This window comes from Seonamhaeicola marinus (assembly GCF_008085455.1).
The window spans coordinates 232,145-258,508 of sequence record NZ_VSDQ01000163.1 but is presented as its reverse complement, the minus strand read 5'-3'; the positions used below and the strand labels follow the sequence as shown (position 1 = coordinate 258,508).

19 protein-coding genes are annotated in these 26,364 nt (G+C 33.9%); 10 read left to right on the top strand and 9 right to left on the bottom strand.

Annotated features, from left to right (window positions below; genetic code table 11):
• Window position 1: 1 nt before the first annotated feature.
• Window positions 2-1,375, bottom strand: a complete 1,374-nt coding sequence (locus FUA24_RS02310; protein WP_148539892.1) for a tetratricopeptide repeat protein — start codon at window positions 1,373-1,375, stop codon at window positions 2-4.
• 444 nt (window positions 1,376-1,819) lie between these two features.
• On the opposite strand from FUA24_RS02310, the gene FUA24_RS02305 reads away from it, so the two are divergent.
• From FUA24_RS02305 to FUA24_RS02275, 7 genes are all read left to right on the top strand, one after another.
• Window positions 1,820-2,428: an RNA polymerase sigma factor gene (locus tag FUA24_RS02305; protein WP_148539891.1), complete on the top strand. Its 609-nt coding sequence runs from the start codon at window positions 1,820-1,822 to the stop codon at window positions 2,426-2,428.
• A 77-nt stretch (window positions 2,429-2,505) separates the two neighbouring features.
• Window positions 2,506-2,838, top strand: coding sequence for a hypothetical protein (locus tag FUA24_RS02300; RefSeq protein ID WP_148539890.1), 333 nt, complete (start codon window positions 2,506-2,508; stop codon window positions 2,836-2,838).
• Window positions 2,839-2,853: 15 nt separating this feature from the next.
• Window positions 2,854-3,585, top strand: coding sequence for a FecR family protein (locus FUA24_RS02295; RefSeq protein WP_317131919.1), 732 nt, complete (start codon window positions 2,854-2,856; stop codon window positions 3,583-3,585).
• 146 nt (window positions 3,586-3,731) lie between these two features.
• A complete protein-coding gene (locus tag FUA24_RS02290; RefSeq protein WP_222861298.1) occupies window positions 3,732-7,277 on the top strand; it encodes a TonB-dependent receptor in 3,546 nt (1,181 codons plus the stop codon).
• Between the two features lie 70 nt (window positions 7,278-7,347).
• A complete protein-coding gene (locus FUA24_RS02285) occupies window positions 7,348-9,105 on the top strand; it encodes a RagB/SusD family nutrient uptake outer membrane protein (RefSeq protein WP_187388135.1) in 1,758 nt (585 codons plus the stop codon).
• 142 nt (window positions 9,106-9,247) lie between these two features.
• Complete coding sequence (locus tag FUA24_RS02280; RefSeq protein WP_148539887.1) at window positions 9,248-12,340, top strand: glycoside hydrolase family 2 TIM barrel-domain containing protein; 3,093 nt, start codon at window positions 9,248-9,250, stop codon at window positions 12,338-12,340.
• Between the two features lie 117 nt (window positions 12,341-12,457).
• Window positions 12,458-13,741 carry an alginate export family protein gene (locus tag FUA24_RS02275; RefSeq protein ID WP_148539886.1) on the top strand — a complete coding sequence of 428 codons (1,284 nt, stop codon included), beginning with the start codon at window positions 12,458-12,460 and terminating at the stop codon, window positions 13,739-13,741.
• 1 nt (window position 13,742) lies between these two features.
• On the opposite strand, the gene purL is transcribed toward FUA24_RS02275, so the two are convergent.
• The 8 genes from purL to FUA24_RS02235 all read right to left on the bottom strand — a co-directional run bounded on the left by purL (window position 13,743) and on the right by FUA24_RS02235 (window position 24,175).
• Window positions 13,743-17,411 carry a phosphoribosylformylglycinamidine synthase gene (gene purL / locus FUA24_RS02270; protein WP_148539885.1) on the bottom strand — a complete coding sequence of 1,223 codons (3,669 nt, stop codon included), beginning with the start codon at window positions 17,409-17,411 and terminating at the stop codon, window positions 13,743-13,745.
• 339 nt (window positions 17,412-17,750) lie between these two features.
• Entirely contained in the window at window positions 17,751-18,977 is a 1,227-nt protein-coding gene (locus tag FUA24_RS02265) for a pepsin/retropepsin-like aspartic protease family protein (RefSeq protein ID WP_148539884.1), read from the bottom strand.
• A gap of 57 nt (window positions 18,978-19,034) precedes the next feature.
• A complete protein-coding gene (locus tag FUA24_RS02260) occupies window positions 19,035-19,274 on the bottom strand; it encodes a helix-turn-helix domain-containing protein (RefSeq protein WP_148539883.1) in 240 nt (79 codons plus the stop codon).
• The gene (locus FUA24_RS02255; RefSeq protein ID WP_148539882.1) at window positions 19,271-19,828 is read right to left on the bottom strand and encodes a DUF2975 domain-containing protein; all 558 of its coding nucleotides are present in this window, start codon (window positions 19,826-19,828) and stop codon (window positions 19,271-19,273) included. The genes FUA24_RS02260 and FUA24_RS02255 overlap by 4 nt, the downstream gene beginning before the upstream one ends.
• A 207-nt stretch (window positions 19,829-20,035) precedes the next feature.
• The gene (locus FUA24_RS02250; protein ID WP_148539881.1) at window positions 20,036-20,953 is read right to left on the bottom strand and encodes a helix-turn-helix domain-containing protein; all 918 of its coding nucleotides are present in this window, start codon (window positions 20,951-20,953) and stop codon (window positions 20,036-20,038) included.
• A 201-nt stretch (window positions 20,954-21,154) separates the two neighbouring features.
• Entirely contained in the window at window positions 21,155-21,910 is a 756-nt protein-coding gene (locus FUA24_RS02245) for an SDR family NAD(P)-dependent oxidoreductase (RefSeq protein ID WP_148539880.1), read from the bottom strand.
• 105 nt (window positions 21,911-22,015) lie between these two features.
• Window positions 22,016-22,876, bottom strand: coding sequence for a fructosamine kinase family protein (locus FUA24_RS02240; RefSeq protein WP_148539879.1), 861 nt, complete (start codon window positions 22,874-22,876; stop codon window positions 22,016-22,018).
• A gap of 87 nt (window positions 22,877-22,963) precedes the next feature.
• Window positions 22,964-24,175 (bottom strand): RsmB/NOP family class I SAM-dependent RNA methyltransferase, encoded by a 1,212-nt coding sequence (locus FUA24_RS02235; RefSeq protein WP_148539878.1) that lies wholly within the window; start codon window positions 24,173-24,175, stop codon window positions 22,964-22,966.
• Between the two features lie 96 nt (window positions 24,176-24,271).
• Here FUA24_RS02235 and FUA24_RS02230 point away from each other — a divergent pair, with 96 nt between their 5' ends.
• The 3 genes from FUA24_RS02230 (at window position 24,272) to FUA24_RS02220 (ending at window position 26,307) form a co-directional block, all read left to right on the top strand.
• Window positions 24,272-25,057, top strand: coding sequence for a YHYH protein (locus FUA24_RS02230; RefSeq protein ID WP_148539877.1), 786 nt, complete (start codon window positions 24,272-24,274; stop codon window positions 25,055-25,057).
• 102 nt (window positions 25,058-25,159) lie between these two features.
• The gene (locus FUA24_RS02225; protein WP_246146927.1) at window positions 25,160-25,624 is read left to right on the top strand and encodes a toxin-antitoxin system YwqK family antitoxin; all 465 of its coding nucleotides are present in this window, start codon (window positions 25,160-25,162) and stop codon (window positions 25,622-25,624) included.
• A 53-nt stretch (window positions 25,625-25,677) separates the two neighbouring features.
• The gene (locus FUA24_RS02220) at window positions 25,678-26,307 is read left to right on the top strand and encodes an SCO family protein (RefSeq protein WP_148539876.1); all 630 of its coding nucleotides are present in this window, start codon (window positions 25,678-25,680) and stop codon (window positions 26,305-26,307) included.
• The last annotated feature ends 57 nt before the right edge of the window (window positions 26,308-26,364 follow it).

The window sequence follows — 26,364 nt, the reverse complement described above, 5'->3', positions numbered from 1 at the left end:
TTTAAAGTCTAATAAAATTGAAATTCTTTGGATTAGATGTATTCAATACTTTAAGAGTATAATAACCAGAAGACAAATTACCTATATTAACAATCTTATTCTCTGTAGACCCTTTTCTAATTATTTTCTTGTTGTGATTTAGAATTTGATATTCAAATTGATTACTCGAATAATCACTTAATTCTATAGCATTTTGATCTTCTTCAACATTTAAGTCTACGAGTTCATTTTCTATTAATGTTGAATCTGGTTTCTCAATAGTAGTATCGTTACATGACAGCATAATATAGTATTCTAGGTCATTTTTGTCAAAAGCCTTTTCGTACCCTAATTCTCTAGATTTTTTTAAGTAGGCACATGCTTTTGCATGTTCGCCTAAATCACTATGAATAATACCTAAACTTCGGTAGGCATAGGAATTATTAGGCTTTTCCTTGATAGCTTTGAGTAGAAATTGGATACCTAGTTTGGAATCACCCAATTTATGATGAATAAAACCTTTTATTGTTTTTACATCTGTGAAGGAGGTATTAGAGCTGTAATTAATAATGTTTTGTTCTTGTTTGTAGGCAATATTAATATGTTCTAAAGCTTTCTCATATTCCCCTTTATCGCTGTGGTACTTTCCTAAAGTCCAGTGAGAAAAACTATGTTTTGGCCAAGTTTTAAGTACAATATCAAAATAATGTTGCGCAGAATTATAGGACTTGGCATGAAGTAAATAGGCAGCGAGATTGTACTCTAATCGGGTCTTTTTTGCCGCAACATTAATGGCTTTAACTTTATAATGAATCGCTGCTTCTTCGTTTTCATAACTAGAGTAGATGTTGGCTAACATTTCATAGATACCCATTTTACTTCTTGGTGTTAGGCTTTCTTTTTCTAATTTTAGCAATTCATCTAAGGCTAGTGTATAATGTTTTAATTTAAAACGATGTCTAGCAATTTCTATTCTTCCGTAAACTCCAAAGTCATTTTCAAACAGTTTTATAGATTCTTGTAGACGAGACTGGGCCATTTTGATACTTCGTTCGTTAATTTTATTAAAGTCTAAATTATGATCTGTTCTTTTCTTTAGTATGCCATCTTGAAATTGCCATACCACTAAAGTGTCTCCTTTTTTATTTAGTTGGTAACAAGTTCCGTGGTATTTGTTATTCTTATAATAGAACACCTCATTTAATTTTCCCGTATTGTGGTAAGTCTTTAAAGAATCTTTGTGGCCTTTAGTATTATAAAACACCTCTTTTAATACGAGTCCGTCGTTATAAAAACTTTTAGAGGATTTGTTTTTTGATTCTGCTATGTCCGCAGTTTTACAATTAAAGATTAATACCGCTAGAAAAGAAAAAGCGACGAATTTAGATATATTCATTCTTAAATAGTTTTGATAAAAAGCTTTACTAATGTATAAGCTTTTTTTAGATGTAAGAAATATAGTCTAAAAAAATTAACCTACCGTTTGGTCTTTTGAATTTATTTTCTGTTAGTCATGGTTTATCTTGAAAAGAATAATTATCAGAGTCAAAAATAGTTTAATTGACTTTTTAATTAAGAATAGCGTATTGATGGGTAAATAGAAATAGTATAACATTATTCTACCTTTTCATAAATATTCTAAAAGTTTAACTGGCGAATTTATTACGGAAACGCTTTCGGTAATTAGAAGTGCAGTGGCTTCTTTTTTTGAATTTGACAATTTTTTTTAATTTAGCTTGAATGATTTTAATAAAATCACTTTAGAATTTGAGGTTTTATTAAAGCTTTTAATACTTGATATTTTATATCCTATTTAAAGGCTATTCATCTTTATAAATTCATGAAAACTAACTATACAAATTCAGATATTTCAAGTAAGGCAATTTCTGTTTGGTCTAGGTTTAAAAAAGGGGATAGTAATGCCTTAGGAGACCTTTATGACTTGTACATTGATGAACTCTTGGCTTATGGAATTACCATTTCAGGTAATAAGAATGAGGTTATGGATAGCATTCATGATTTGTTTGTTGATTTATTTAAGTATAGAGATTCACTTTCCGATACGACTAACGTAAAATATTATCTACTTAAATCATTAAAAAGAAAAATCTTTAATAAAAACAAGCGTCCTGTGTTTAATGATGTTAAATTAGAACAAATACAAGACAATTATTCTAAAGGCAATTATTATAAATCTCAGGAGGAAACAATTATTTCATCCGAAAAGGAAAAAGAAGATAGTTTAAAGCTCGTAAGAAGACTTAATTTGCTTACTAAAAAACAAAGGGAAGGTCTGTCTTTAAGATTTGATAAAGAATTATCTTATAAAGAAATTGCCCAAATTTTAGGGGTTTCTGTTGCCACTGCAAGAACTACAATTTATAGAGCTATCAAGGTGTTACGGGAAGCTCCTTTTATTTTTTTATTACTCTTCAAAAATTTTTTTTAAAAATTTTGTCTATAAAAACAGTTTAACGCGCTTTATCTCATATAAATCTGTTTTTATTAAGTAAGGCATAACCTTAAATGGATAATAATACTCGTAAAGAAACAAAATCTACTGTTTTTTCCAACACAGAAAAAGAGCTGTTAAAAAAGCGTATCTTAAAATCTGTAAGTGTTCTTCAAAGAAGGAGGAGAATAAGATATGCTTCTTCTATAGCTGCGTCAATCATAGTATTAATTGGGTTTGGTTACTATCAATTTTTATATAATCCAAAACCAGATATTTTGGAGTTTGTTAATACCAATGAAAACAATTCTAAGAGTTTAAAAGAAATAGATTTTACCACAATTGTACTTTCAGAAAACAATGGTGTAAAAATAGATGGGATAAATAGTACAGTAGTATACTCATAAGATGGTGAAAAGGTTATTGTAGATCAGGAAAAAGTAGTTAATCAAAAGAAAGTTTCTGGCGCAAAGATAAATTACAACACTTTAATTGTACCGTATGGAAAGCGTTCAAAGATAACGCTGTCTGATGGAACAATTGCTTGGGTAAATTCTGGTTCAAAGTTAACCTACCCTTCCAATTTTGATTCAAAATTTAGAGAAGTTTATTTAGAGGGAGAAGCTAGTTTTGACGTAGCTCATGATAAAGCACATCCTTTTAAAGTGTTTACAAAAGATCAAGAAATAGAAGTATTAGGAACAGTGTTTAACGTTAGCAGTTACCCAGATGATACTAATCATTTTGTTGTTCTTAAAAGTGGTAGCGTAAAACTAAAAAGCGGTTTATTAGAAAAGAGAAAACTTTTAGGGAATAAATACAATGAAAGAATTATTACACCAGGAACAAAAGCCAATTTTAATTTAAAAAATCACTTAATAACAGAAAAGCAGGTGAATGTTGAAGATTATTTTGCCTGGATTAACGGTGTTTTAATTGTTAAGAATGATGATTTAGAGCATATTACTAAAAGGTTATCGCGCTATTACAATGTGTCAATTTCAATAGAAAATGATGAAATCAAAGAAGAAACTTTTTCGGGGTATTTAGATTTAAAAGAAAATATTGTAAAAGTTTTAGATGTGTTAAAGGAGAGTACGAAACTTAATTATCAAATAGATGATACTAACAATATTAACATAAACATAAACTAAATAACTAAGACTAAACTTGCCTATGACAAAACCAAAAAACTAAACTAATTAAAAAATAAACCAGAAGATGGGTTCAGCATCTTCTGGTATTTCAAAATCAACATTATCTGTTAACAGATAATATTAACTAATCTAAATACAAATTTATGAATAAAATCTTCAGCCGTTGGCAAAAACGGCCAGAAAAGACGTGGGATGTCGTCAAATCCATAATCATGAAAACTTTAATGCTGATAATTTTACTTGGAGTGAGTAGTATGTACGCCACTGGCTCTCATGCTCAGGTAAAAATTGATATTGATTTAAAAAATGGAACTATAGAACAGCTTTTTCGAGAAATTCAAAATAATAGTGACTACATATTTTTCTATAAAGATGATATTTTGGATAATGATTTTAAAGTAACCATAAAGTTAAAAAATGCCAAGTTAAAAGAAATACTAGATCATTCGTTTTCTAAAACAGATTTGGAGTATGTTATTTCAGAAAGGCAGGTTATAGTTAAAAAGAAAGAAAAAGTAAGCGGCGCGCTTATCATTAAGGATAAAATTAATACTGTACAGAAAATTAAAGTAACAGGGACGGTTTCAGACACTAGTGGACAGCCATTACCTGGAGCTTCGGTTTTAGAAAAAGGAACCTCTAATGGAGCGCAAACAGATTTTGATGGTAACTATACAATCGAAGTTGAACCCGGAGCAATTTTGGTGGTTTCTTATTTAGGTTACGTGTCTAAGGAAGTTTCATTAAGTTCTGGGAATAAATTAGATATTGTCTTAAGAGAAGATGTGGCTGCGCTAGATGAGGTTATTGTTGTAGGTTATGGTACACAAAAGAAAATTAATGTTACAGGTTCTGTAGCTTCTATTAAAGCAGAAGATGTGGTGCAAACCCCAGCAGCAAATGTTAGAGGGTTACTTGTTGGTCAGATTCCAGGTTTAATTTCTAATCAAAATCCAGGTTTACCAGGTACTGATACAGTAGACCTTAGTATTAGAGGATTTGGTAATCCATTGGTAATTGTAGATGGTGTGGAATCTTCTTTTGACAGGTTAGACCCAAATGATATAGAAACCATTTCTGTACTTAAAGATGCTTCTGCCGCAATTTATGGAGCTAGAGCAGGAAATGGTGTAATATTGGTTACAACTAAACGTGGTAAATCAGGTAAAGCTAAAATTAATTATCATGGTTGGTATGGGGTACAAAAACAACTAACATTTCCAGATATTACTAATGCTGCAGATTTTATCCAATTAGGTAGAAATGCAATTTTTAATGGGGCTTATGATCCCGCAAACCCTAACGCAACAATAGATTACGGTACAGATTTTACAGAAGAAAGATTACAACAATATAGATCTGGAGAATTGCCTAGTTATAGTTGGTCCGATGCCATGATTAGAAGTAGTGGGGCACAAATAAAACAACATAATATCTCTGCTAGCGGAGGCTCTGATAAAGTAAGATATTACACTTCTTTAGGTACATTGTCTCAAAATGGTATTGTAAATGGAGATTATGATTATACAAAATTTACTATTACAAACAACCTAGATGTTAACTTAACAGATAACCTCTCATTATCTTTTAATAGTTCTTATATAGAGGAAGAGCAAGATTATGCTGCTGTAAATATTGGAACTATATGGGTTGATTTAACAACAGCGCAACCTATTTATAACCCGTTTTTACCCGATCCAAATAGAGCACCATACTCAGGATTTTCTGAACGTTCTCCAATAGCGAGATCACGTCAGAACATTGCTGGGTTTAACAGGACTAAAATAGAAACTCTTGCGGCAGCTGTAGATTTAAAATATGATGTGCCTTTTCTACCAGGATTAGGAATAGGTACTAAAGTAAATGTCCGTTATAGAACACTTTTTAACGATAGATTATTTAAACCTTATGATCTTTGGATTTATGACCCAACATCAAGTCAGGCAGATAGTGAAGGGTATATAAAGCAGGCCGCCAGTGTACCTGCTAATTCGTTTTCAAGAACTGTTCGTAGTGGTAATCTAGGAAATGTAGCAAACACGATAGACGATCCTAGAAAGCGAATTCTTGGCCGTATTTACGTAGATTATAATGGTACGTTCAATGAAAAACATAAAATTGGAGCATTGGCATTTTTTGAGAAAGAGGATAATGAATTTACGTCATTAACTGCAGGACGAAGAGAATTATTGTCTCCAGATATTCCTTCAATTGTTTCTGGTGATAATACTTTAACTTTTACAGGAGGAACTGGTCTTCCATTCGAGTATACCAGAGTTAGTGCTGCTGGTAGATTAAATTATGCATATGATGAAAAATACCTTTTAGAGGCTACGTTAAGAGCAGATGCAAGTTCTAAATTCGCAAAAGAAGTACGTTGGGGGTATTTTCCTTCTGTCTCTTTGGGGTGGAACATGCACAAAGAAAACTTTTTAGCCGGCGTAGAATCTCTTAGTTCCCTTAAATTAAGACTATCTTATAGTGAAACAGGTATTGACAGTAACGTGCCAAGTACAGCTTTTGATTACCTAACCGGATTTACAGAAACACCTGGTTACTATTTAGGAGATCCGAACGCATTAACCACAGGAATTAGAACGCAAGGTTTGGTTAACCCTTTGATTACATGGGAAAAAACAACTTTGTATAATGTTGGACTTGATTTTTCTTTTCTAAAAGGGAAAATTATTGGAACTATTGATGCTTTTTACAGAGATAGAGAAGATATGTTGGCTTTCCCGTCAGAAGGTTTGTCAAGTACCTTTGGAGCTGTATTGCCACTTACCAATCTTAATTCCAGGAATAGTAGAGGATTTGAAATCTCTTTAGGGTACAGAGGTCAAATAGGGAAAGATTTTACCATGAGTTTTAACGGAGGATTTGGATTGGCCAGAGAACGTTTTGGACATTTTGAAGGCGATGCTGATGTAGATTTAACAGATCCCACACAAGTACGTTTAAATAAAAGAGGAGGTAATTATGTGAATAGAACGTTTGGATACGTTACAGATGGATTGTTAAATACGCAAGCAGAAGTAGATGAGTATACTTCTCAATATACTTTTGCAGACATTGGTGGTACTCCAAAACCAGGAGACATTCGTTATGTAGATGTAAATGGAGATAATGTTATTAATGAAGATGATAGAAGACAAATTGGGTTTGGTGCACAACCAGATATGACCTTTTCGTTAAATACTAACTTTAAGTATAAGGGACTGTCTTTATCTATGTTATGGCAAGGGGCTTCTAAGTTTAATGTGGGTATAGCAAATCAATTAAGAGCCGCTTTTGGCAATGAAAGAGTGCCTTTTGAACTTCATAACAAATATAGTTGGAGACAAGATCCTGCAAATCCTGGTGTAGGTTCTAATCCTAATGCGCAACTTCCTGCCTTTGATAGAGATGGTGCCAGAGTATGGAATTCCGTACAATCGGATTTCTGGTTTAAAGATGCTACATATGTGCGTTTAAAAACGGCAACTCTTAATTATAGTTTACCAAAAACGATTATAGAACAAATTGGTCTTAGCAATTTTGATATCTACTTATCTGGTAACAATTTGCTTACTTTTTCTAAGTTGGGAATCTTTAAAGATGTTGTTGATCCAGAGCAGGCTACTAATAACGGAGGGTTTACTTTGCCGTTATTAAGAACGTATACTTTTGGGTTAAGAGTAGGGCTTTAATATATAGATTTAACAGTTTTATCTTAACAAAAAGACATTGTAAATGAATTTTAAAAAAATAACCAAAAAAATGAAAAAGTTTCTATTGTTTATAATACTTCTTGCGCTTTTTGCAGGTTGTGAAAATGATTTAGAAAAAGAACCACCTTTCATTTCTGAAAGTCAAATCTTTGAACAAGAACCATTAACCGAAGCTTATATATCAGATCTGTATACAAGAATGAATTTTCAAGAATTAGGAGGATTAGCGCATTTGGGAATGGGCTTGTTCTCTGCTGTTGGTGCAGAACATGTAAATTTCGCAAATTGGCAATATCCCAATGGGGCTTATAGAAGGCAGTACACTGCTATTACTGGACCCGGAAACTTAGACCGTTGGGCGTATGTAAATATCCGAGAAATGAATGTCCTAATAGAACAATTACCAAATAGCTCTAGTTTAAGTCAAGAATATATAAATTCAAGAGTAGCTGAAGTTAGATTTTTAAGGGCTTATGAGTATTTTGAAATGGTTAGACGTTTTGGAGGTGTTCCAATTATAACTAAAGTATTAAGTCAAGATGACCCCGAAGAAGAAATTTTTCCAGATAGAAATACGGAAAAAGAGGTTTATGATTTCATATATAGCGAATTAAATGAGATACTACCCGCATTTTCTGATGCTAAGACGGGGGCAGCTGGTCGTGTAGATAGATATACTGTCTTAATGTTGCAAAGCCGCGCTATGTTATATGCAGCCAGTATTGCTAATTTTGGAAACGGACCTGAAATAGAAGGTTTGGTAGGTATATCTAGCGGTGATGCCATGACTTATTATCAACGTAGTTATGATGCGTCTAAGGCTATTGTTGATTCAGGGCAATTTAGTTTAGTTAATGACATTTCCGATAAAGTAGAGAACTATAAATCTATTTTCTTAAACGAAGGAAATGATGAGGTGATTTTTGCAGAAGTTTTTGATCCTGAAATTAGAGGTCATTCATTTGAGCTTTTAGCAACACCACAAGGTTTTAAATCTACTTGGAATGCTAATTTTCCTGTGCTTTATGATTTTGTAGAGCTATTTGATTTTACAGATGGTAGAACAGGTATGATTCCTAGAAATCAATTAACTGCAGATAACAGATGGGATATCAGTGATTTCTTTGGGAATAGAGATCCTCGTTTTAGAGCCTCAGTTTTTTATCCAGAAGTACCTTTACAAGGTAGTAAGGTCTATTTTCATACTAGTACAATTTATGATGATAATGGTACCATGGTAGAATCTTCTAATACGAATGAGCTTTTAACCAGACCTGACGGAGAACAATGGCCTGCCGCAGCCCCTCCAAGAAATGTTAGAAATACAGCATTATTACTTAGTAAAAGGTTTGATGAAAGTAATCAGAATCCAGAATTAGGTAGGTCTGGACAAGATTTTTACTTGTTTAGATACGCCGAAACCTTATTGAATATGGCAGAAGCTTCTTTATATCTTGGAACAGGGGAAGCTTTAGACGCTCTAAATGAAATTAGAGAAAGAGCAGGAATGCCTTTAAGAACAGAAGCTACCGAAGAAAACATTCGTCATGAAAGACAAATTGAGCTATGTTTCGAAGAACATAGATTCTGGGATTTAATTAGATGGAGAGCCGCAGATGGTATATTAAACGGAGAGATTAAAAAAGGTCTTGTGTTTAAATATTATCTAGACACTAATCAATATAGTATAACGCTAAAAAATGGAGAACAACAGGAAAGACAGTTTGGTCCTGAGCGTTACTATTTACCTTTTCCTCAAGGTAGGTTAGCAGATAATCCGAATTTAATACAAAACCCAGGATATTAAAATTTTATGTATAGTGATACGTAATAGTTAGTTTTGTTTAGTTTAAGCCAGCAATCAAAAATTGCTGGCTTTTTACTACATGTTTTAATTAATTATAGTTTAATTTTAATTAACGTTTATAGTTGTTTTAAACAAAAACCATATGAAATATTATTTATTTCTTTTTGCTTTCAGCATTAGTTTAGTGTCTTTTACTCAGATAGATGACTGGGAGAACCCCAATGTTATTGGCTTAAATAAAGAAACTCCGCATGCTTATTTTATATCTTATAATTCCGAAGAAGAAGCTTTAAAAAATGAATTAAAAACAAATCATTACAAGTTATTAAACGGTATTTGGAAATTTAAATGGGCTGAAAATCCATCTTTGAAATCTAAAAGTTTTTATAAGTTAAATAATGAAGAGTTAACGGATAGTATTACGGTGCCCTCAAATTGGGAAATGTTAGGGTACGGATATCCTCACTATGCCAACATAACGTATCCGTTTCCAAAAAACAAGCCTTTTGTGCCGCATGATTATAATCCTGTAGGGCAATATAAAAGAAAATTTGTTATAGACCCTTCTTGGAGTAACAAAGAAATATTTATTCATTTTGGAGCGGTAAAATGCGCCTTTTATTTATGGGTTAATGGCGAAAGGGTAGGTTATAGTCAAGGTAGTAAATTGCCTGCGGAGTTCAATATTACCAATTACATAAAAGAAGGTGAAAATGAAGTAGCTATAGAAGTTTACAAATTCACCGATGCTAGTTATATAGAAGACATAGATTTTTGGAGATTAGGAGGTATTGAACGTGATGTGTTTTTACATGCAAGACCCAAATTAATGCTTCATGATTTTTTTGCTAAAGCCACTTTAGATGATTCTTTCTCAAATGGAGTATTAGATTTAACAATTGATATAAAAAATTTTACATCAAAGCAGTATGGCAATGTTTTGGTAAAATTATATAAAGGAGATGCTGTTATATATAAATCAGATCAAGAGATAACCGTAAAAAGAAACGCTTCTCAGATTGTAAATTTTAATACTATAATAAGTAATGTTGAACAATGGTCTGCAGAAACCCCCAGCTTATATAACCTTGTTATTACACTAAGAGATAAGAATAAAAACCTTTTAGAAACTGCCACTCATCAAATTGGTTTCAAAAGTGTATCTCTTAAAGACGGGCAGTTAATAGTGAATGGGCAACCTATATTGCTAAAGGGTGTTAACCGTCATGAACACGACCCTGTTTTAGGACACGTTATGACTAAAGAGATGATGCTTAAGGATATTAAACTTATGAAACAGTTTAATATAAATGCCGTAAGAACAAGCCATTATCCAGACGACCCTTACTGGTATGAATTATGCAATCAATATGGTTTATATGTTATCGATGAGGCTAATATTGAGGCACATGGTTATGGATGGATTGTTAATGAAGTTGCTAGAGATCCAAGCTATTATGAGGCCATTACAAACAGAATTCAAAGAATGTTTCATAGAGATAAAAATAACCCATCTATCCTTATTTGGTCCATGGGAAATGAAGCAGGAACAGGGCTGCCATTTATAGATAGTTATACATGGTTAAAACAAAAGGACAATTCTAGATTGGTGTCTTATGATAGGGCTGAGGTAGACCCAGATTTTGATTATGTGAGACATACAGATATAATTGGTTATATGTATGCACCGATTAGTCATATAAAAATGGAACATTTACCTGCAAATTCAGATAGGCCGTTTATATGGGTAGAGTACGCACACTCAATGGGGAATAGTACAGGGAATTTAAAGGAATTGTGGGATTTTGTAAGAGAAGAACCGAGAGTACAAGGTGGTTTTATTTGGGATTGGGTTGATCAAGGAATAACCATAAAAAATGATAAGGGTGAGACATATTGGGGGTATGGAGGTGATTTTGAACCCCAAGGGGTGAAACACTCAGGGGCTTTTTGCTTAAACGGATTAGTTTTTCCTGATAGAACAATTCAACCCGCACTTTGGGAAGTAAAAAAGCAATACCAAAATATTCATATTAGTAAAGTAGCAGAAGAAGCTATGTCCTTTGAAGTTTATAATGAACACTTTTTTACAAACCTTTCTAATTTTGATTTGGAGTGGTGTTTGTTAAAGAATGGTAAAAAAGTTAAAAAAGGAAGTTTGTCTTTAAAAGGAACGCCATTATCTAGGCAAATTATAAACCTAGAGGGTAATATTGGGAGTTTAGAACCTGGAGCTGAATATATTATTAATTTTTACTGGAAACTCAATCAACCTAAATCATTTTTAGAAAAAGGGTTTGAAATTGCTAAAGATCAGTTTGTTATTAAAACGGGACCAGTTGCTATTTCTAATGAAGGTTCAAAACAGAACATTAATGTAAGTGAAACAACAGATAAAATAATTGTTGAATGTGGTGAAACCATAACAATATCATTTAATAAAGAGAAAGGAGTGCTTTCTTCATACGAAGTTAATGGTGAAAACTGGATGACTGCTCCTCTTTTACTGAATACTTGGAGAGCGCCCATAGACAATGATCTGGGAGCTGGAACTCCATTAAAATCTATGAAATGGAAAGATATTGAGGCTAAAGTAGAAGCAACTATCGTAGATTGGAAAAAGATACCGAACACCGGTATTATGGTAAGCATAAAAAAGTATAATCCCGATGTGGCAAACTTTTATATAAACTATACTATTGATGGTACTGGAAAGATAAAAACGCAATACGTTTTAGAAAGAACAAATGGTAAAGCATTAATACCTCGTATAGGAATGAATCTTAAACTAGCCAAAACTTTTACCGATGTTATTTACTATGGAAGGGGACCACATGAAAATTATTCAGATCGTAGGGAATCTGCCTTTATAGGAGTGTATAATTCAAAATCAGAAGATTTTTATGTACCATATATTAGGCCTCAGGAAAATGGTTATAGGACAGATGTGCGTTGGCTGGAGATTAAAAATAGCCAAAACCAAGGGCTTAAGTTTTCAAGTCAACAACTATTAAATTTCAATATTAATCATTTTAATAATGACGACTTTGAGCACTCTATAAAAAATAAGCATACAATAGATATAGTGCCTAAAGATCATATTAATTTGAATATTGATTATAGGCAGATGGGTATTGGTGGAGATACTAGTTGGGGGCAATTACCCTATCAAGAATATTTAATTATACCAGAACCCATGAAATATACATTCTATATAGAGCCCATTATGAACTAAACAGCATGGAGTCTCTAGAATTATATGTGTTAAGTCTGTTTCATTAGTTTGTTAAACATTAACATCTAAAAAAATCTTTATTAGCTTTGTGATAGGTTTAATTCGAAACTGTAACCTATGAAAAAATCATATACTATAACAATAGTGTTAATGTTCTGTTTAGTGCAATTAACATATGCTCAGTTACTAATAGATGGAGAATTAAGACCTCGCGCTGAATATAGAAACGGATTCGGAAATATTATAGATGAAGATTCAGATCCAGGTTTTGGGGTAGCTACAAGAATGCGTTTAAATGGAAGTTTTGAAGCTGATTTTTACAAAATCTATATAAGCGTTCAAGATGTTATCGTTTGGGGTGAAAACAGACAGGTTTCCCCTTTGGATCAAAATGATTCTTTCGCAGTTTTTCAAGCATGGGCGGAATTAAATTTAGGAAGTGGTTGGTCTACTAGATTAGGTCGCCAAATATTATCATATGATGATGAACGTATTCTTGGTGCTTTAGATTGGGCGCAACAGGGACGTAATCATGATGCCGCTTTAATAAAGTATAAAAAAAATAGATTTAAATTAGAGGCAGCCTTCGCGTTTAATCAAGACCATGAAGATCCATCTGGATTTAGATCTATTGGAACATCATACGGAACTACGGGTTTTTTCTCTTATAAAACCATGCAAATGTTGTATTTAAGGCAGGGTTGGAATAATTTTTCAGGTAGTTTACTATTTCTAAATAATGGGTTTCAGAAATTTGATAACAATGATGAGGCAGATGGTGTAAATAATATCCAAACTTTGGGCTCCCATTTAAATTTTAATAAAGGAAGAGTATTGGTAACTGGTAATGCTTTTGTGCAAATGGGAGATGATAGAGAGATAGGGTTTTTATTAGGTTTAGATGCATTTTATAAGCTTTCTGATAAAGTGACAGTCGGTGCCGGTGTTGAGGTAATTAGCGGCGATCAAGAATCGACAACGGATACCGATGCATTTTTTCCATTGTATGGAACAAATCATAAATTTAATGGCCTTATGGATTACTTCTATGTGGGTAACCATGCAAACTCTATAGGGCTGTCTGATATACATGTAAGTGCTAATTTTGATTTGGGGCGAAAATCTAGCATTTCAGTCAAGGTGCTAAGTTTTAGTGGCGAACAATATTTATCAGATAGGAACAGGTCATTAGGAACAGAGGTAGATCTTGTGTTTAAAAAGACATTCAACAACAGCTGTAGTGTAGTTGCAGGCTATTCCCAAATGTTTGCCAGTGATGGTATGTACGAACTTATGCGTAGAAGACCAAACCTGTCAAATATAACCAAAGATACCGCCGCCAATGTTCAAAATTGGGGATGGATAATGCTTGTACTAAAACCTAAGTTTCTAAATAAATAATTTAGTTATTCTCAATCCACTTTCTAGCATTCACAAAGGCTTCAAGCCAAGGCGAAACCTCGTCTTTACGTCCGTTTGGGTAATTAGCCCAGTTCCATTGGAAGGTAGAACGCTCAATATGTGGCATGGTTACTAAATGACGTCCGGTTTTATCGCTCATCATAGCGGTGTTAAAGTCCGAACCGTTAGGATTATGAGGATAGCCTTCATAACCATATTTAGCAACGATATGATACTTGTCTTCTGAATAAGGTAAGTTAAATTTACCTTCACCATGAGAAATCCATACACCTAGAGTACTTCCTGCTAAAGATGATAACATTACAGAGTTGTTCTCTTGGATTTTAACTGAAGTAAACGAACTCTCATGTTTATGAGATTCATTATGATGCATTTTACCGTGTACCTCATGGTCTGGGTTAATAAGGTCTAATTCCATCCAAAGCTGACAACCATTACAGATGCCTACTGATAAGGTATCTTCTCTAGCAAAAAAGTCTTCAATAACCTTTTTAGCTTTGTCATTATATTTAATAGCACCTGCCCAACCTTTTGCAGAGCCTAATACATCAGAATTAGAGAATCCTCCAACAGCGCCTAAGAATTGGATGTCTTCTAAAGTTTCACGACCAGAAATTAAATCGGTCATGTGTACATCCTTTACATCAAAACCAGCTAAATACATGGCGTTTGCCATTTCGCGTTCAGAATTACTTCCTTTTTCACGAAGTATGGCTGCTTTAGGACGAGATTCTTCGCTACCGCTCTGAATGACGGGAAGCTTTCCAGTAAAGTTTTCCGGGAATTTATATTGTAAAGGTTGATTTTTATAATCGTTGTAACGTGCTTCAGCTAAACCGTTTGCTGTTTGCTTTTGGTCTAATAAGTATGATGTTTTGTACCAAACATCTCTTAATTCTGAAATAGTTAATGTAAATGCGTCAGCATTATTAGTAATATTTAGTGTATCACTATTGGTTACTTTTCCAATATTTACAAAATCGATATTTGCATCTAAAAGTATAGATTCAATAGAGCTGTCTTTAGCCTGAATTACAATACCCGCATTTTCAGCGAATAATAATTTAACTGATTCTTTTTCGTTTAACCCAGATAAGTCTAAGTCTGCACCTACATTGTTATCAGCAAAACACAATTCTAATAGTGTCGTAATTAATCCACCAGACGCTACATCATGACCAGCAACAATTTGCTCATTTCTAATTAAATCTTGAATGGTATTGAAAACCGTTTTTAGGTAGTCCGCAGATTTAACTGTTGGCGCTTCATTACCAATTTTATTGACTATTTGGGCAAATGAACTTCCGCCTAATTTAAAATCATCTTGTGAAATATTGATATAGTAAATATCACCACCGTTTGTCTTTAAAACAGGCTCTACTACTTTAGTAATGTCGTTACAGTTAGCTCCGGCAGAAATAATTACTGTTCCAGGAGAAATCACATCGCCATCAGGATACTTCTGTTTCATTGATAGCGAATCTTTCCCAGTAGGCACATTGATACCTAAGTCAATAGAGAATTCAGACACCGCTTCTACAGCTTCATATAATCTTGCATCTTCGCCTTCGTTTTTACATGGCCACATCCAGTTGGCAGATAGTGAAATGTTTTTCAATCCGTCTTTTAAAGGTGCCCAAATAATATTAGTTAAAGCTTCGGTAATTGAGTTTCTACTTCCTGCAACAGGATCAATTAAAGCAGATATAGGTGAGTGTCCAATAGACGTGGCAATACCCTCACCACTGGTATAATCTAAAGCCATCACACCAACGTTGTTCAACGGAATTTGTAACGGACCAACACATTGTTGTTTAGCCACTTTTCCACCAACACAACGGTCTACTTTATTTGTTAACCAATCTTTACAAGCAACAGCTTCTAACTGTAATACTTGTTCTAAATAGCTTTGGAAATTATCTTTATTATAAGCAACATCAGCGTAGTTTCTTTCTACCGTGTTATCGGTCATAATAGTCTTTGGAGAACTTCCAAACATGTCTTCCATTGCTAAATCCATTGGCTTGTTACCTTTAGTTTTAGATTGGAATGTAAAACGATTATCTCCAGTTACATCCCCAACGGTATACATTGGCGAGCGCTCTCTATCGGCTATTTTATTTAGTGTTTCAATATGTTCTTCAGAAATTACTAATCCCATACGTTCTTGAGATTCGTTTCCTATAATTTCTTTATCAGATAGGGTAGGGTCACCAACTGGTAAAGCGTCTAAATCTATTTTTCCGCCAGTATCTTCTACCAATTCGGATAGACAGTTTAAGTGACCACCAGCACCATGATCGTGAATAGATACGATAAAGTTTTCATCACTTTCTACCATACCACGTACAGCATTAGCAGCACGTTTTTGCATTTCTGGGTTAGAACGTTGTACGGCATTCAATTCGATACCCGATGCAAACTCACCAGTATCAGCACTTGACACGGCAGCACCACCCATACCAATACGATAGTTTTCACCACCAAGTATTACTATTTTATCACCTGTTTTTGGTGTGTCTTTTAAAGCCTGGTCTTTTTTACCATAACCAATTCCTCCGGCAAGCATGATGACTTTATCAAAACCTAGTTTTTGAGCTTCTTCTTTGTGCTCAAAAGTCAACACAGATCCACAAATTAGTGGTTGGCCAAATTTATTACCAAAATCAGATGCTCCGTTAGAAGCTTTTATTAAAATGTCCATTGGGGTTTGGTATAACCATTTACGCTCCTCAAAGGCTTTTTCCCAAGGACGGTTTTCTTCTAAACGTGAGTAAGAGGTCATGTAAACAGCTGTTCCTGCTAAAGGAATAGACCCTTTACCGCCTGCTAATCTATCTCTAATTTCTCCGCCCGAACCTGTTGCAGCACCATTAAAAGGCTCTACTGTTGTTGGGAAGTTATGTGTTTCTGCTTTTAATGAAATAACCGACTCAAAATTCTGAGTGGTATAGTAATCAGGTACATCAGCACGTTTTGGTGCAAATTGCTCCACCACTGGCCCCTGAATAAAAGCTACATTATCTTTATAGGCTGATACAATATCGTTTGGATTTGCCTCTGATGTCTTTCTAATAAGTTTGAATAAGGACGTTGGTTTTTCTTCACCATCAATCACAAACGTACCATTAAAGATTTTATGACGACAGTGCTCACTGTTTACTTGTGAAAATCCGAATACCTCAGAATCTGTTAATGGTCTTCCAATTTTTTCTGAAACGCCTTCTAAATACGCTACTTCTTCATCACTTAAAGATAAACCTTCCTGTATATTATAAGCAGCAATATCTTTAATGTCTAAGATGGGTTCTGGCGTAATATCTATGGTAAATGATTCTTGGTTTAACCCGTTAAATTTCTCTGAAATCATTGGGTCAAAATCTTTGAAATCTTCGGCTACTGCTTCAAACTCCTCAATTCTGATGATATCACCGATTCCCATATTTTGGGTAATCTCAACCGCATTGGTACTCCAAGGTGTAATCATAGCAGCACGTGGTCCAACAAAAAAAGCATCTAATGATGCTTGCTCTATTTTAGGCTGGTTGCCAAATAACCACGTTAATTTTGAGATGGTTTCCGTTGATAATTCTTTTGTTGTTTGAACAGCAAATACCTTACTGCTTGTGTTTCCAAAGAAATGAATCATTATATGTTATTTATAAGATAAAATTGAAAATGCAAAAATACACTTTTTTAACGATTCGGTAATGATTTTTTAAGGAAAGGACGGTGGGATGTTAACAGGGTTTTTAACAACTACTTTTGAAGACCAAAGTAAATAAATTTTGTTATGCTATGCGAAGTTTCAAACTTCGTATTTGGGTTATAAAAATGGAGTTGTTTTTTGATGAAGTTTTATACAAATCTAGAATTGCTCTCCGAAGTCGCAGACTTCGGAGATCTGGATTAACTAATATAGCTTAATGTATCTAAAAAATCAAAGAAAATACCGCTAGCAATTTGTATGTTAGGTTACCTTGTAAATCTAAAGTCTTGTCCAAATTAGCTCCTTTTTATTTTCTTTAAGGGTAAACTTAGTATAATCTATTTTACCGTCTTTGTCTCTTGGAAAGATTATCGAAATATTCATAGGTTTAAAACTAAACTTACCATTGTTTATGGGAACTAAAGGCAGTGGATTTTTTCCTTCTGCTTTAAAGTATAAGACGTTTCTTTTACCTTCTAATATCATGGCATATGGAAGGCTGGGCGAGGCATATGTGCCTTCACATAATTTTAAGGAGGCATCATTGATTACAAAAGTCTCTTCTATAGGACGAAGGCCTAGGCGCTTGTTATTATAGTCAATTAATAGATTAAATCGTTCTAGCTCTTTTAAGCCAATATGTCCTTCTCTATTTTTATCACGAGAATGCCCTGTGGACGAAAACCTAGTGGGCACCGCCCAATTGGTAAGTCCAGCAATCTCTAAACTATGAATTGGCCATGAAGTGCCCGTCATTGGTTTACCATCTATTCCCATACCTATTACTTGTTCTTTACGTTTTACGGGGACAATTATATTTTTACTGGGATTTGTTTTTACCCACATATAGTTCATATTTCCTAAATCAAAATGTACTTTTAGCGGAATCTTTTCGTCTTCTGGCTTAATACGTAAATTAATATTGCAATAAGGCTTATTATTTATAAACTCAAGATCCGAATAGGCCCAATCATTTTTCGGTAAATCTTTCTTTGGATTATACAATGTTAAGGTTTTATGTTCCTGATTAACTTCCAACACTAAAAATTTTAATAGATCATAACCAATAATGCCATCATATGGCACATTATTATAGGAAGAGTGTTTAAAAAATAGTTCAGGAGGCCACAAACCTAGGGATAGATTTTTAAGAAAAATGCTATTATTCAATTTAAGATGTAATCCATCAATAAATTTCACAGGTTTTTCCATATAGGTTTCTGTATGTGAGCTAATTTCATCATGCGCACTCAAAGGGTCCTGAAATCCAATGGCTCTATCCGATTCTAAAATACAGGTGATGGGAGCGCCCGTGTCTAAAACAAAGTTTAGGGGTTTTGAATTATTTATTTGCAGTTTAATAACAATTAATCCGTTAACCATTTCATAAGGAAGTGTTACTGGGCTTTCTAGTGTATTAACCATGGTTAACTTCTTAGTGTTTTTTTCTTTGGGATTACAAGAATTAAACAATAAGACGACTGCTAAAATTGCGTATAGTTTCATGACCGTTAAGAATTATTAATTTTAATGTTTTTATAGAAGGCGTGTTTTTACTTGCTTCTATTTAGTTTTCGCGGTAGCATCACTTAAAGAATCTGGAGGTATATGTTCTAATATATCTCCAGGTTGGCATTCCAATATTTCACAAATGCTATCCAGGGTATTGAACCTGATACCTTTTACCTTACCTGTTTTTAGCAAGGAGAGGTTAGTTTCAGATAACCCAATGGTTTCAGCTAAGTCTTTTAACTTCATTTTACGTTTGGCTAGCATGACGTCTAAATTCACTACTATACTCATATCATAGCATCTTTATCCTCCTGTAGGAGTTGTCCCTCTTTAAAAACTTCACTCATACTGAGGCAGAACAGAGCTACCCCAAAGACATGAATCGGAAACCCTATTTCTAACCCAATTCCATATTGTCCTTCGTCAATGAAATTAAAGGTTCCTAAAATCGCTATTGCCAAAGTATATTTGGCTATTTGTTTGAAATATAGTCTGTTTTGACTATGGAACGTCTTATAATCTCTAACTGATTTTAGAATTTTGATGGTTTTATATATACACAAGATAAATAGTGATCCTATAACAGACAGACGTAGCAGTATCCAGAGTTTCATTCCCGAACGAACCTCGGAAAGAAGTGTGCTCTTTGATGTATAATCACAGTCAGTACAGAAGAATAGCGTTGATGGATTTCCATCATTCCTTATTTTAATATCAGGATAAGATTCTGGAAATATGAATACATAACTTATTCCAAAAATAAGAGCGATTCCTGCAACTATTGATAACCAAAACGTAAATCTGTTAAGTGCTAAAGTGGTTCTAATTATTTTATTGCGTTTCATTAATATGAGTTTTAATTTTATATAAACATAAATAAATTTATGTAAAACATAAAATAATTTTCATAAAATTTAATTTTTTAAAATGTTTTTGATGAGAAATGGTACACAATCTCTTGATAAAAACTTTGTTAGTATTGGGCATCAGTAATTATACTCCAAAGTCACAGACTTTGTAGAGCTGCGTGCCAATAAGAAAGAAATGATAACTTAATTATAAGTCTTCCGAAACTCTAACGGAGACATATTCGTTTTGTTTTTAAACAATTTTGTAAATGAGGCTGGATGTTCGAACCCCAAATTATAGGCAATTTCGCTTATAGAATGCTGGGTAGTGGAGAGTTGTGTTTTTGCCGTTTCAATCAATTTATTATGAATATGTTGTTGCGTACTTTGTCCTGAAAGCGATTTCAACATATTACTTAAATAATTAGGAGATAGGTTTAAATGACTGGCAATGTCTTGAACTGTTGGGAGCCCTTTTTCAATGAGATTAGATTCAGAGAAATAAGTATTCAAAAATGTTTCTAGCTTATCTAAGATATGGTGGTTGGTAATTTTTCTAGTTATGAACTGGCGTTCGTAATAGCGTTCGGCATAATTAAGTAATACTTCTAACTGGGAAACAATAATCTTCTGACTGAATTTATCAATGTTAGACTTGTACTCCTGTTCTATGTTTTTGAATAATTTTAAAATGGTTTGTTCTTCTTTTTCAGATAGAAAGAGGGCTTCACTAATACTATACCCAAAATATTCGTAATTGGAGATGCGTTCAGCTAAGGCCGAGTTCCATAAAAAATCGGGATGAATTAAAAGTAACCAACCCGAAGGTTGTGAACTTTTTACATTCGGATTTTTACCTAAACGCATCACTTGATTTGGTGCTACAAAAGTCATGAGGCCTTCGTCAAAATCATACTGCTGCTGACCGTAAAAGAATTTATAAGGCACATGACGTTTTAAGCCTATAGTATAATAGTCTTGTTTCCACTTAAGTTTATCAATATCCTCTGGATAGTTAACTTCTTTGTAGTTAACTAAACTTATAAGAGGGTGTTCCGGAGCTTTAATATGAGCCAGTTTATGATAATCATTTACGCTTTTTAGGTGCATTAAGTCCTTCATGATAGTAAAATTAGTGAAACTGAAATAAAAGAATTTATAGAATAGACTTTCTTTCCAATTCTGATTATTGTTTTATAATTCATTTTTATTTCAAAATATAATAGGAAATAGCTCCAATTCTGTTATTTAGATTCCCGTTTTCACGGGAATGACAGGTTCAATAGAAACCTCGATACTTTGCATTGAGGAAATTCTTTTCGACTAAACCAACATGCCTCCGGAAGCTTCAATACGCTGCCCGTTAATCCAACCCGCTTTATCTGAACATAAAAAGGCGACAATGCCACCGATATCTTCTGCTTCACCAACACGACCTAAGGCTGTAATGCTCGAAATTAAAGCCGCTTTATCTTCTTGTTTATTGCTGCCACCAGCAAAATCTGTAGCTATAGCTCCTGGGGCTACTACATTAGCCGTGATTTTTCGCGGTCCTAATTCTTTCGCCAAATAGCGCGTAAATACTTCAATGGCACCTTTCATAATGGCGTAAGCCGACATACCTTGCAAGCTAAAACGTGCTAAACCACTTGAAATGTTGATAATGCGTCCGCTATCATTTAGATGAGGTAATAGGGTTTGGGTTAAAAAGTACACGCTTTTTAGGTGAATGTTTAGCATGTCATCAAATTGCGTTTCTGTAGTATCCGAAATTAAATTGTAAGTCCCAGTACCAGCATTGTTTATTAAATAGTCAAAATTAGTACTGCCATTCTCCTTTTGTAGATAGTCAATGGCGCTGTCTGTAAAGGTTTTGATACTTTCAAAAGTAGTTGCATCAAATTGAAAAGCCACCGCTTTTTGTCCTAGTGCTTCTATCTCTTTGATGATCTCGGTTGCCTTTTTTGAATTTGAATGATAAGAAAAAATAATGTCTACGCCATTTTTGGCTAAATTAATGGCCATGTCATAGCCTAAACCTCTGCTTCCTCCTGTTATAATTGCTGTTTTTGTTTTCATAATTGTATTGTTTTAAAGTACACTACAAAGTTGCGCTTAAACAGCAATTTACTTTTTGCCAAATCTATGGTTAACTTGTTTTAATCTATGGTTTTCTGTTTTTTACTAGAAAAACTTCCTTAAAATAGAAGTTACAGAACCGTAATAACTCTTTCCGAATAAATTGAGATGTACTAAAAGGTAATACAATTGATAAATTTCAATTCTAAGATTTGTATTAGTATCTGGAGGGATGCTATTAAAGTAGGCTTCATAAAACGCATTAGAAAATCCGCCAAAGAGTTTGGTCATGGCTATGTCTATTTCGCCATGCCCGTAATATACGGCCGGGTCAATCAAATAAGGTACGCCCTTGGATGACATTAAGTAGTTGCCACTCCATAAATCGCCATGCAATAAGGACGGTTTAATATTTTGAAATAAGGGTTGCAACACCTCTTGCATGGTTGAAGTTGTCGGGATTTCATTAGTGCTTAGTAGGTTAGAGGCATTAGCTAGGTCAAGTTGCTTTTGAAGGCGTTCTTTAATATAAAAATCTGTCCAACTCAAATGCTTCTTATTAGATTGAGATAGACTACCAATAAAGTTATTGTGTTCAAAACCGAAACTATCTGTACTAGTGTTGTGCAGTTGAGCTAGTCGCTTCCCTAAAGTCTGAAAATCTTGATTTGAAGCGGGCTTACTTTCAATCCATTCCATTAATAAGTAAGACGAATTACTAAACGTACTAGATTGATAAATTTTAGGAGTTGCAATAGTATTGGTTTTAGCTATGGCTTGAAGACCTTTTGCTTCAAGGTCAAACATTTTGAGTTTATCTAAAGTATTGGTCTTTAGAAAATACTTTTGTTTTTCGGTTTCAATATAAAATGCTTCCGAAATGTCGCCTCCAGAAATGTATGCGGTAGAAATAACTTTTTCCGAAAGTAAATTTTCAAGATATTTTATGAATGCGTTTTGTAGCATGCACTAAAAATAGTGAGACTATTTTAAAAAAATGTAGATTTTCAGAACCTGAAACGAGTTCAGGTTGACAAAGTGATGAAACAATTTTTAGTGTCTCTCCAAAAGTGCCATGTAAAACCCATCATAACCAGATTCATGGGCTAATACTTTTTTGTCTTTTGCAAACGTAAAGTCTTTTCCAGCTTCAGATTCTAAAAAAGCATTTATTTGATTCTCATTTTCAGAAGGTAAAATAGAACAGGTAGCATAAACCAATTTACCACCAGATTTCACCATTTTAGAATACCTCTGCAAAATATCTTGCTGAATACCACGTATCTGGTCTAAAAACTGAGGTTCTAATTTCCATTTGGCATCAGGATTTCTTCTTAAAACACCAAGTCCAGAACAAGGCGCATCTATTAAAACGCGGTCTGCTTTATTATGTAATTTCTTTATTGGTTTGGTAGAGTCAATGACTCTCATATCAATATTATGAACGCCATTACGTCTAGCTCTAACCTTAAGTTTTTTAAGTTTACTCTCGTAGATATCCATGGCAATAATTTGCCCTTTATTTTCCATAAGAGAAGCAATGTGCAAGGTTTTACCACCAGCACCTGCACAAGTATCCACTACTTTCATGCCTGGTTCAACATGCAACATTTCTGCTACCAGTTGAGAAGAGGCGTCTTGAACTTCAAACAATCCTTTTTTAAAGGCCTCCGTCATAAAAACGTTAGCACGTTCGGTGAGTTTTAATGCCGATGGATACCCTTTAATAAATTCGGTTTCAATATCCTGGTCAAACAATGTATTTTGAAGCTTTTCTTTTGATGTTTTAAGTGTGTTTACTCTTAAAATAACATCGGCCTGTTTGTTTTGAACAGCAATCTCTTTCGTCCATTTACTTTCACCTAACTCTTCAACACCAATAGCATCAATCCAGTCAGGAATAGATTCTCTAAACTTTCTAATTTTAGATAATTCATCAAATCTGCCTTTAATTTTCCTAGTAGGTGTGTTTTCAAAGTATTTCCAATCTGGTAATTTAATACCTTTTAGCGTAGCCCAAACAGCAAACATACGCCACAGATTATCACGGTTAAAAGGTTCTTTAACTTCGGCAATTTCGGCGTACAAACGTTTCCAGCGTACAATATCATAGGTGGTTTCGGCAACAAAACCACGGTCTCTACTTCCCCAGCGTTTATCTCTTTTTAACAATTGCTGTATGACCTTATCGGCATATTCTTCATCATTAAAAATTGACATTAAACCATCAATAACCGCAAAGCATAAATTTCTGTGTAATCGCATCTTAAATATATCTGGGTGCAAAGGTAAAATATAGATTTGTAAATATCAGATTAAACCTTTTGATATTTACTTAGTCCTAAATAAAAAACTTAAAATATGAAGTCACAGAAAAAACTATTGTTCTTAGCCGCTTTGTTAGCCCTAATTTTTATTGCCTGTTCTAGTAGTGATGATGGCGGAAGTACGCCAGAGGAAGAAGATCCTATAATAGAACAACCACAAGACACCGATTATGATATTAGCAGTATCCTTAGCAAGTTTGAAGGTACAGGGTTGTCATATGCTATAAATGGTAATACAGTAACGTTTACTACTCAAGATTTACCAAATCATACAAGTCCTTATTGGCCAGAATCTAATCCTTTACATGCAGATTATAACGGAACGAATAATCAATTCAGGTTAAACCCCAATAGAATTGCAGCTCAAAACATTGTTTTTACCATTCCACTGCATCCTGAGGAAGCTACAAACAAGGAGGCTACACCTATGGGCCCTATTGGAATCTCTAGAAATGGTGTGGTATTTTTTAATCAATATGCAGCGGGTGGATCGCCTTTAACAAATGAGATTAATTCATTTGATCAGTGGTTAGGACACCCTGCAGGACAAGGAACGTATCATTATCACATAGAACCAACTTACTTAACCAGTCAGTTTGGAGATGATGCTTTTTTAGGTTTGTTATCGGATGGTTTTCCGGTTTATGGACCAGTTGAAGATGGAGAAACTATAACTAATGCCGATTTAGATGCTTATCATGGGCATACGCATGCTACAGATGATTTCCCTGATGGTATTTACCATTATCACATTACAAGTGATGATCCGTATTTAAATGGGAATGGATTTTTTGGAACTCCTGGTAACGTTTCACAATAATTGCGGTTTTCTGTAATACATATAATCTCCTGTTTCATACTTATTGTGTCATGTGGCAATAAAGAGCCTTTGGTCATTAATGCTGATGATCAAAATTTAAAGTTGAACAATGGTGTCTTAGAATACCATGATGATCCTTTTACAGGTAAGTTGGAGTCTACTTATGCTAATAGTGCCAAACATTCTGAAGTCTTTTATTATAATGGGTTAAAAGAAGGGGGAGAAAAACAATGGTATGGTAACGGAATTTTAGCAATGGAAAGATTCTACCATGAGGGTGTAAAGGTCGGCGTGCATAAGGCCTGGTGGAGCAATGGAATACATAAATTTGTCTATTATTTTAATGATAAAGGCGAACACCATGGTAATTTGAAAGAATGGGATATTACAGGTTTGCTAATTAGAGATTTTAACTATAAGAATGGGAAAGAATCTGGAGCCCAGAAAATGTGGAAGGACAATGGAGAAATTAAATCCAATTATGTAGTGGTTAACGGGGAACGTTTTGGATTAATTGGATTAAAAAAGTGTTACACGGTAACCGTAGATAAGGACGAAATAAAGTAATAATGTAACATCAACCTGAGCATATTTCAGGATTTAGATGAGAATAGTTTAAGATGAAGTATTTCACAATAATAACAGTGTTTTTGGTTTGTTTTTCATGTAAAGAGAAGCAGCAACAGGGGGATGCCGTAAATACATTACCCTATTTTAATTCGGCTGACTTTACGCCAAGTTGGGATAAACCAGAACATAAAATTCCCGCTTTTGCCTTTACGAATCAAAATGGAGAAACAATTACCAATACAACCTTTGCCAATAAGATTTATATAACAGATTTCTTTTTTACAAGTTGTCCTGGCATTTGTCCGAAACTTACTAAAAGTATGGAGGCCATTCAGGAAACCTATAAAAATGACAGTGATATTATGATGTTGTCTCATACTGTAATGCCATGGAGAGACTCCGTTCCTGTGCTTAAGGATTACGCGGTTAAACATAATGTGAATGATGCCAAATGGCATTTAGTAACAGGCAATAAAAAGGCACTTTATGCCATTGCTAGAAACGGCTATTTTGCCGATGAAGATTTTGTGAAAACTCAAGATGAGAGCAATTTTATTCATACAGAAAATTTTATTCTGGTTGATAAAAAAGGTTTCATTAGAGGTGTTTATAATGGTACTTTACCCATTGATGTAGAACGCTTAAAACGCCACATAAATATACTAAAGAAAGAAGGTTAGATTAATAGTTAAACTAGATCTATTTTTTTTTGAAAGCTCCATAATTATTTATGGGGC